This is a genomic window from Streptomyces alkaliterrae, from assembly GCF_007097205.2.
Classification (GTDB): Bacteria; Actinomycetota; Actinomycetes; order Streptomycetales; family Streptomycetaceae; genus Streptomyces; species Streptomyces alkaliterrae.
In genome coordinates, this window is record NZ_VJYK02000226.1 from 1 (window position 1) to 9,151 (window position 9,151).

Sequence of the window (9,151 nt, forward strand, 5' to 3'; positions counted from 1 at the left end):
GGCGGCGAACAGTTCGTCGACGGGGGCCTGTTCGACGGCCCGACCGCCGTACATGACCAGGACGTCGTGGGCGACACGCGCGATGACGCCGAGGTCGTGGGTGATCATGATGACGGCCAGTCGGCGCTCGCGCTGGATGCGGTCGAGCAGTTCGAGGATCTGGGCCTGCACGGTGACGTCGAGGGCGGTGGTCGGTTCGTCGGCGATGATCAGCTCGGGCTCGCAGACAAGGGCCATGGCGATCATCACGCGTTGCCGCATGCCGCCGGAGAACTGGTGGGGGTACTCGCGTACCCGGCGGGCGGGCTGCGGGATGCCGACCTCGCCGAGCAGTTCGACGGCGCGTCGGCGGGCGGCGGCCCGGGAGGCACCCTGGTGGAGCCGGTGGTGTTCGGCGATCTGCTCCCCGACCGAGTAGGCGGGGTGCAGGCTGGACAGCGGGTCCTGGAAGATCATCGCGATGCGCCGGCCACGGACGCGGGCGAGCTGCCGGTCGCTCCGGCCGACGAGTTCGGTGCCGTCGAGGGTGATGGAGCCGGTGACCGTGGTGCGGTCGCGGTGCAGTCCGAGTACGGCGAGCGAGGTGACGGACTTGCCCGAGCCGGACTCGCCGACGATGCCGAGGGTGCGTCCGGCCTCCACGGTGAAGCCGACGCCGTCGACGGCCCGCACCGGCCCCTCGGGGGTGTCGAAGGTGACGGTCAGATCCCGGACCTGGAGCAGGGGTGGTGGCATCAGTACCTCACTCGGGGGTCGACGACGGCGTACAGCAGGTCGACGAGCAGGTTGGCGACGACGATGAAGGAGGCGGTGAGCAGCGTGACGCCGAGCACGACGGGCTGGTCGCCGGTGGTGAGCGCCTTGTGGAAGAACTGGCCCACGCCCGGCAGGCCGAAGATCTGCTCGGTGATGACGGCGCCGGCGAGCAGCCCGGCGAGGTCCATGCCGAAGATGGTGAGGACCGGGGTGAGTCCGGCGCGCAGCCCGTGTTTGAGGACGACGGTCCGCTCCGGCAGTCCCTTGGCGCGGGCCGTGCGGATGTACGGCTCGGACATCGTCTCGATCATGGCCGTGCGGCTCTGCCGGGTGTACATCGCGGCGTAGAGGAACGCCAGCGCGCACCATGGCAGCAGCAGGTTGCCGGCCCAGTCCAACGGGCCCTCGGCGAAAGGTACGTAGCCGGGGTAGGGGAGCACTTCGAGGGTCTTGATGAACAGCAGGATCAGCAGTCCTGCTGTGAAGTAGACCGGCATCGAGGCGGCGGTGACGGCGCCGACCATCAGCGTGCGGTCGGTGAGGCTGTCCTTGCGGAGGGCGGCGATCACGCCGCTGGTGAGGCCGAGGAGCAGCCACAGCGCGGCGGCGCCGAGCGCGAGCGAGACCGACACGGGCAGCCGGGCGACCAGCAGGTCCCACACGGGTTCGGAGTAGGCGTAGGAGTAGCCGAGGCAGGGGAATCCGCAGTCGACGGCGTACTGCCCGGTGCCGAGGGTGCGTCCGGCGAAGATGCCGGTGAGGAAGGTGCCGAACTGCACCGGCAGCGGCTGGTCGAGGCCCATGTACTGGCGTACGGCCTCCAGGCGTTCGGTGGAGCAGTTCTTGCCGCAGGCCGCCTGCGCGGGATCGGCGGGCATGACGTGGAAGATGAGGAAGGTGACGGCGGCGACGGCGATCAGCACACCGACCGCGCCCAGCAACCGCCGTGCCAGGTAACGGATCATGACCGGCCGCTCCCTGGGTCTGTCCGGCGGGTCGGAGCGGCGTCGCGGCGTCTGGCACCCGCGCTCGCCGCTCCCCCAGCCTCCGGCCGGGGGTACCCCCAGTCGTCACTCGCCGACTCCCCCAGCCTTCGGCCGGGGGTACCCCCACCGCGTCGGCTCCCTCCTCCGCCTTGCGATCGCAGGCGCCGGACGCCGCTCCTTCTCCCACTCCGACCCGCCGGGCAGACCCTGGGATCGAGCAGGTCCCGCAGCGCGTCGCCGAGGAGGGTGAAGGCGAGGACGGCGAGGAAGAGGAACGTCGTCGGGATGATGAAGAACATCGGGTCCGTCTCGTAGAACTGGTAGCTCTCGGCGATGAGTTGGCCCCAGGACGGGGTGGGCGGCCGGACTCCGACGCCGAGGAAGCTGAGTGCGGCCTCGGTGCTGATCATCCCGGGGACGAGCAGCGTGGTGTAGGCGATGAGCGGGCCGGAGACGCCGGGCAGGATGGCCCGGGTGAGCACGTACCAGGGGCCGGCGCCGGCGAGTCGGGCGGCCTCGACGTACTCGCGGCGGCGCAGCGAGAGGGTCTGGCCGCGTACCACGCGGGCGACGCCGGGCCAGCCGAACAGGCCGATCACGGCGGTCATCAGCAGTACCCGGTTGACGTCCTGCGCCACCGACATCATGGCGATCATGAAGATGAGGGCGGGGAACGACATCGTCAGGTCCATCAGCCGGCTGAGGACGGTGTCGACGCGTCCGCCGAAGTAGCCGGCGGCGATGCCCGCGGCCGTGCCGACGACGACCACCAGCGCGGTGGCGAGGAATGCGATGAGCAGGGACACCCGGGCGCCGTGGACCACCCGCGCGAACAGGTCGCGTCCGGTGAGCGGTTCGACGCCGAACCAGTGGTCGGTACTGATGCCGCCGAACGATCCGATCGGCATGCCGCCGAGGTAGGGGTCGATCGCGGACTTGTCGAACTCCTCGGGGCCCCAGCCGCCGAGCGCGCTCAGCCAGGGCGCGGTGAGCGCCATCAGGACAAGCAGCGCGACGACGACGAGACTGAGGCGGACGGAGGCGCGGGCGCACAGCTGTCCGCGCAGGAGCCGCCAGGTGGACGCTTCCGGCTCGGTCGGATTCTCGATGGCGGGCACGGACCCGCCCGGTTTGCTGAGGGTCGGCATGAGCGGCCTCAGTTCCCGCTCTTCGCCGGGTCCTTGAGGCCGATCGTCGCGTAGTCGAGCTGTCCGGCCCAGACGGGGTGTCCGAACGCGCCGGCGACGTTGGGGCCGACGAGCAGCGGCTTGCGCTTGAGGGTGACGGGGACGGCCGGGGCCTTGGCCAGGATCTCGGCGTCCAGTTCGCGCCAGGCGCGTTCGGCGGCCTTCGGGTCGGTCATGGCGTTGATCTCGTCGATGCGGCGTTTGGTGGCCTTGTCGCGGAACTGGGAGTAGTTGCCGGAGTTGCCCTTCTCCTTGATGTAGCGGCCGTCGAAGACGAACGGCAGGAACGTCGAGCCGGACGGGTAGTCGGGGCACCAGCCGGCGAGCACCATGTCGGGGGCGTTGCGGGTGTCGCCGACGGTGTCGTAGTAGGCGGCGGGGTCGACGGTGTTGATCTCGACGCGGACTCCGGCCCGGCCGAGCGCCTGCTGGATCGCCTCGGCGCGGCCCTTGTCGCCGGTGGAGACGGTGAGCGAGGCCTTGACGCCGTCCTTGCCGGCGGCCTTGAGGAGTTGCTTCGCCTTCTCCTGGTCGCCCTCCGGGGCGATCTTCAGCGTGTCGGGCTGGCGGCCGCCGGTCAGCGCGGGCGGCAGGTAGGCGGTGGCGACGTCGACGAGGGCCGGTCCGCCGCCGGCGGTCACGACGGCCTCCTTGTCGACGGCGTGGTGCATGGCCTCCCGCACCCGCTGGTCGTCGAACGGCGGTCTGGAGGTGTTGAGTTGCAGCATCTCGGTGCAGCCGCCGGACTCGGCGACCAGTCGCTCCCGCACCTCTGCCCGGGGCAGCACCTTGGCGGCGCTGCCCGGCTGGAGGTCGGACCACTGGACGGCTGAGGCGTCGCCGCCCTTGCCGGCGATGAGCCGGTCGTCGATCTGGCTGCCCTTGAGGCCCATCAGCATCACGAACCGGTCGGGGTAGGCCTTGCGGACGTCGTCGGTGGCCGGGTCCCAGTGCTTGTTGCGGACGAGGACGAGCTTCTTCTCGCGCTCGTAGCTCTCGATCCTGTACGGGCCGGAGGAGAAGGGCCGGTTGTCGTAACGGGCGCCGGCCTCCTTGGACTTCGGGACCGGGGCGAACGTCGGCAGGGTGGCCGTCGAGCCGAACTCGGCGACGGGCCGGTTGAGTTCGAAGACGATCGTGCGGTCGTCGGGGGTTTTGACCGAGTCCAGGTGCTCTCCGGTGAGCGGGCCCTGGTAGCCGTCGGTATCGGCCAGGTAGCGGGCCGCGTAGTCGGGTCCGCCGGTGAGGTCGGGGGAGAAGGAGCGCTCGACGTTGTACTTGACGTCCTGCGCCCTGACCGGGCTGCCGTCCTCGTATCTGACCCCCTCCTTCAGTGTGAACGTCCAGGTCCGGCCGCCGTTGGAGGGGGTGCCGAGGTCGGTCGCGAGGTCGGGGACGACCTCGGTGCCCTCCTTGCCGGGGGCGGCCTTGAAGGTGGTGAGCGTCCGGTAGAGCAGCCGGATGCCGAAGTCCATGTTCGGCATCGTCCAGTTGCGGGCCGGGTCGAGGTGGGAGAAGTCCTGGTTGGACAGGATCGTGAGCGTTCCGCCCCGGCGGGGCGTGCCGCCGACCGTGCCGCCCTCGTTGGCGGCGGCCGGGTTCTGTCCGTCGGTCGTGGCGCGCGGCTTGTCGCCGCCGGAGCAGGCGGTAGCGGTTCCGACGAGTGCCACCACCAGGGCGGTGGCGATGGCGGTCTGGATGCGCTGGTTGATCACTGGTCACTCCGTGGGCGAAGTAGAGGACGGCCAGCCGGGGGACTGGTATGTGATCGGTAACATAGTAATGTGAAATTGCACTGACAAGGTGTCTGTCGCCTCGTTTTTCACCGCCGGAGGAGAAGCACATGGCCACGCCCCGGATCGGCAAGCCCCTCAACATCGGCAGTCACGACCTGCCCGTGTCGGCCGAGTTGGACGACCTCATGGCCCGCGACTGGGCGCCCAGTCCGCTGCCCGGCGACCTCGCGCTGCCGGTTGCCTCCCGCACCCCGGCCCGTCGCGCCCGGCTCTCCGCCCGCTTCCCGGGCGAGCGGATCGTCGTGTCCGCGGGTGAGTTGAGGACCCGCAACGCGGACTGCGACCACCGCTTCCGCCCGCACAGCGCCTACACGTGGCTGACCGGCCTGAGCGGGGAGGACCAGGTCGGGCACGTCCTGGTCCTCGAACCCGACGGGCCCGCCGGTCACGAGGCGGTGCTGTACGTCCGGCCGCGTTCGCCGCGCGTCGGCGGGGAGTTCTACCGCGACCGCCGCCACGGCGAGTTCTGGGTCGGCCGACGGCCCGAGCTGGACGAGGTCGAGCGGATGACCGGCGTGCGCTGCGTGGATGCCGCCGCGCAGCAGCCGCCGCCGGGCAGGTCGGTCACCGCCGACCCCGAAGTCGCGGCCGCGATCAGCGAGTTGCGGCTGGTCAAGGATGCCTGGGAGGTCGCCGAACTCCAGAGCGCCGTCGACCACACCGTCGCCGGCTTCGAGGACGTCGTCCGGGCGCTGCCGACCGCACTGGCGCACCCGCGCGGCGAGCGCTGGATCGAGGGCGTCTTCGGGCTGCGCGCACGCGCGGAGGGCAACGGCACCGGCTACGAGACCATCGCCGCCTCCGGCGCCCACGCCTGCGTCCTGCACTGGATCCGCAACGACGGACGGCTCGACCCGAGCGAACTGCTGCTGCTCGACGCGGGCGTGGAGACGGACACGCTCTACACGGCGGACATCACCCGCACGCTCCCGCTTTCGGGGCGCTTCTCGCCGGTGCAGCGGCAGGTCTACGAGCTGGTGCTCGCGGCTCAGGAGGCCGGGATGGCCGCGGTGAAGCCCGGGGCGGCGTTCCGCGACTTCCATCGGGCGGCGATGCGGGTGATTGCCGAAGGGCTCGCCGACTGGGGCGTGTTGCCGCACGCGGAGGGTGATCTGCACCGCCGCTACACCCTGTGCGGCAGCGGCCACATGCTCGGCCTCGACGTGCACGACTGCGCGCAGGCGCGGGCGAGCGCCTATACGGACGGAGTGCTCGAGGAGGGTCAGGTGTTGACCGTCGAGCCGGGGCTGTACTTCCAACCGGACGACCTCACCCTGCCGTCCGAGCTGCGTGGCGTCGGCGTGCGGATCGAGGACGACCTGGTGGTGACCACCGGCGGTGCGCGCCTGATGTCCGGCGCGCTGCCGCGCGAGGTGGAGGAGGTGGAGGTCTGGATGGGTGAACTGCTGGAGCGGCGGGGCTGACTCGAGCGACGGCACCCTTGGCAGCAGAGATGCCATGTGACATATTACTGAGGTGTCCTCACTCGACTGCCCGGACGTCCTTGTCGTCGGCGCGGGCGTGGTCGGCGCGGCCTGCGCCTACTACGCGGCGCGGGCCGGCCTCACCGTCACCGTGCTCGACCGCGGCCCGGTCGCGGGCGGTACCACGGGCGCCGGTGAGGGCAACCTGCTCGTCTCCGACAAGGAACCAGGACCCGAACTCGAACTCGCCCTGCTCTCGCTGCGGTTGTGGCGAGAGCTCGGCGAGAGCGACGAAGGGCTGGCCCGCCGGGTCGAGTACGAGGCCAAGGGCGGCGTGGTCGTCGCCCGGGACGAGAGGCGACTGAAGGCTCTGCGCTCCCTCGCCGCCGCCCAGTCGGCGGCCGGCGTGGAGACGGCGGAGGTGCCCGGCGACCGGCTCCACGAACTGGAGCCGTACCTCGCCGACGGGCCGGCCGGGGCGTTCCACTACCCGCAGGACGCCCAGGTCCAACCCGCGCTCGCCGCGGCGCACCTGCTGCGCGCCTCCGGCGCCCTGGTGCGCTGCGGCGAGCGGGTGACCGGACTGCTCCGCGGCCCCGACGGCCGCGTCGGCGGTGTGCGGACCGTGCCCTCGGGGGCGCTGCCCGCCCGCCACGTCGTCAACGCCACGGGCGTGTGGGGCGGCGAGTTCGCGGCCGCCGCGGACGTCTTCCTGCCCGTCGCACCCCGGCGCGGGTTCGTTCTGGTCACCGAGCCGCTGCCGCGCGTAGTCCGCCACAAGGTGTACGCGGCGGACTACGTCGCCGACGTGGCCAGCGGCTCGGCGGCCCTCCAGACCTCGGCGGTCGTGGAGGGGACCCCGGCGGGCCCGGTGCTCATCGGCGCCAGCCGCGAACGGGTCGGGTTCGACCGCGCCCTCTCGGTGGAGGTGCTGCGCCGACTCGCCGCCCAGGCCGTCGAACTCTTCCCCGCGCTCGCCGCCGTACGGGCCATCCGCACCTACGCGGGCTTCCGCCCCTACCTTCCCGACCACCTGCCGGCTATCGGCCCCGACCCCCGAGCACCCGGACTGCTGCACGCCTGCGGCCACGAGGGCGCCGGTGTCGGACTCGCCCCGGCCACCGGCCTGCTCATCGCCCGACTGCTCACCGGGGACGAACCGCCCCTGGACGTCCGCCCGTTCCGGCCCGACCGGTTCGACGGGGCTGATCAGTCCGCCCTCTCCGACCGGGCGGTCTGACCCCGTGCCCTGCTCCAACCGATCCACCGGCCCGCGACCGCAGAGGAGTGCCGCCATGCGGCGACGCCGTACCCCCGTCGAACGCGTTCTGGCGCGCCCGGGGCCGCCGTTCGAGATCACCTTCGACGGCCGTCCGCTCACCGCGCTGCCGGGGCAGTCGATCGCGGCCGCGCTGTGGAGCTCCGGCGTACTGGCCTGGCGCACCACAAGGGTCGGCGGCCGCCCGCGCGGCGCGTTCTGCGGCATCGGTCACTGCTTCGACTGCCTGGCCACGGTCAACGGCCGCCCCAACCAACGGGCTTGTCTGCTGCCGGCCGCGCCGGGCGACGTCGTCACCACCCAGAGCGGAGACGGCCGTGCCGACCTCGCCGACTGAAGCCGACTCGAGCTTCGACCTCGCCGTCATCGGGGCTGGCCCCGCCGGCCTTGCCGGGGCCGTCACCGCGAACGAACTCGGCCTTTCCGTCGCTCTGTTGGACGCCTCGCCGCAGCCCGGTGGCCAGTTCTACCGGCACCCCGCGCCCGCTCTGGGCGCGGCCCGCCCCGAGGCTCTGCACCACGACTGGCCCGCCTTTGCGGCGCTACGCGACCGACTCGCCGCGGGGACGGTACGCCACCTGGCAGAACACCACGTGTGGACCGTCGAGCGCCTGACCGGCGCCGAGGGCGGCAGCCGGTGGCGGGTGCACGCACTCACCGGGGCGGAGAGCGAGCGACCGGTCCGGATCGAGGCCCGGGCGCTGCTGCTCGCCACCGGCGCCGCCGAACGCCAACTCCCGTTCCCCGGCTGGACGCTGCCCGGAGTGGTCAGCGCGGGCGGCGCCCAGGCGATGCTCAAGTCCGGGCTTGTCCTGCCCGGCCGACGTGTGGTCGTCGCCGGTAGCGGCCCGCTGCTGCTCGCCGTCGCCGCCACCCTGGTCGCGGCCGGCGCCCGCGTCCCGCTGATCGTCGAGGCGTCCGGCTACCTCGAATACGCCCGCCACCCCGGCGTGCTCGCCGTCTCACCCGGCAAGCTCATGGAGGCCGCCGCACACGCCCGAACGCTGCTCGCCCACCGGGTACGGCCGCTCACCCGCCACGCGATCACCCGCGTGCACGGCACCTCGGGGGAGTCCGGGGCGGGGACGGGAGTCGAGGCCGTCACGGTGTCCAGGCTGGACCGTGACTGGCGCCCGCTGCCCGGCGGCGAACGCCGGGTGGCCTGTGACGCGGTCGCGGTGGGGCACGGCCTGGTGCCCCAGCTCGACCTCGCCACCGGGCTCGGCTGCGCGGTGCGAAGGACCGCGGACGGGGCGTTCGCCCTCGCGCTCGACGCGCGGCAGGAGACGTCCGTACCGGGGGTGTGGGCCGCCGGTGAGACCGGTGGCGTGGGAGGCGCCCGACTCGCGCGGGTCGAGGGGGAGTTGGCCGCGCTGGCGATCGTGTCCCGACTGCGCGGCCTGCCGCCGCTCCGCACCGCGCGGACGCGCCGACTGAGCCGGATACGGCGCCGGCTGCGCGGCTTCGCCGAGGCGATGTCCGCCGTGCACGCCCCGGGGCCGGACTGGTCGCGCTGGCTCGAGGACGACACCGAGGTCTGCCGCTGCGAGGAGGTCACCGCCGGGTGCGTCCGCGCGGCCGTCGACGACCTCGGCGCCCGCGACCCCCGTTCCGTCAAGCTGCTGACCAGGGCGGGGATGGGCTGGTGCCAGGGCCGGATCTGCGGCGCCGCGGTGGCCCGCCTGACCGGCCGACCGCCCGCCCCCGACCGGCGCCCGCTGGC

The 9,151-nt window shown here is 72.6% G+C and carries 7 protein-coding genes and 1 pseudogene; 4 read left to right on the plus strand and 4 right to left on the minus strand.

Annotated elements, in window-relative coordinates; all coding sequences use genetic code 11:
* The 4 genes and pseudogenes from FNX44_RS19265 to FNX44_RS19280 all read right to left on the minus strand — a co-directional run.
* On the minus strand, positions 1-735 hold a 735-nt coding region (locus tag FNX44_RS19265; protein ID WP_143649559.1), incomplete at its 3' end, for an ABC transporter ATP-binding protein.
* The gene (locus FNX44_RS19270) at positions 735-1,721 is read right to left on the minus strand and encodes an ABC transporter permease (protein ID WP_143649560.1); all 987 of its coding nucleotides are present in this window, start codon (positions 1,719-1,721) and stop codon (positions 735-737) included. The genes FNX44_RS19270 and FNX44_RS19265, both read right to left, overlap by 1 nt.
* 227 nt (positions 1,722-1,948) lie before the next feature.
* Positions 1,949-2,890 (minus strand): annotated as a pseudogene (locus FNX44_RS19275) (ABC transporter permease); the annotation flags it as partial.
* An 8-nt stretch (positions 2,891-2,898) separates the two neighbouring features.
* Positions 2,899-4,644, minus strand: a complete 1,746-nt coding sequence (locus FNX44_RS19280) for an ABC transporter substrate-binding protein (RefSeq protein ID WP_143649562.1) — start codon at positions 4,642-4,644, stop codon at positions 2,899-2,901.
* Between the two features lie 128 nt (positions 4,645-4,772).
* Between FNX44_RS19280 and FNX44_RS19285 the strand changes: the two genes are divergently transcribed.
* From FNX44_RS19285 to FNX44_RS19300, 4 genes are all read left to right on the plus strand, one after another.
* Positions 4,773-6,149, plus strand: a complete 1,377-nt coding sequence (locus FNX44_RS19285; protein ID WP_153507480.1) for an aminopeptidase P family protein — start codon at positions 4,773-4,775, stop codon at positions 6,147-6,149.
* A 52-nt stretch (positions 6,150-6,201) separates the two neighbouring features.
* Positions 6,202-7,389, plus strand: coding sequence for an NAD(P)/FAD-dependent oxidoreductase (locus FNX44_RS19290; RefSeq protein ID WP_143649564.1), 1,188 nt, complete (start codon positions 6,202-6,204; stop codon positions 7,387-7,389).
* Between the two features lie 55 nt (positions 7,390-7,444).
* On the plus strand, positions 7,445-7,765 hold the full coding sequence (locus tag FNX44_RS19295; RefSeq protein WP_143649565.1) for a (2Fe-2S)-binding protein: 321 nt from the start codon (positions 7,445-7,447) through the stop codon (positions 7,763-7,765).
* The coding region (locus FNX44_RS19300) for an FAD-dependent oxidoreductase (RefSeq protein ID WP_143649567.1) at positions 7,746-9,151 on the plus strand (1,406 nt) is incomplete at its 3' end. The genes FNX44_RS19295 and FNX44_RS19300, both read left to right, overlap by 20 nt.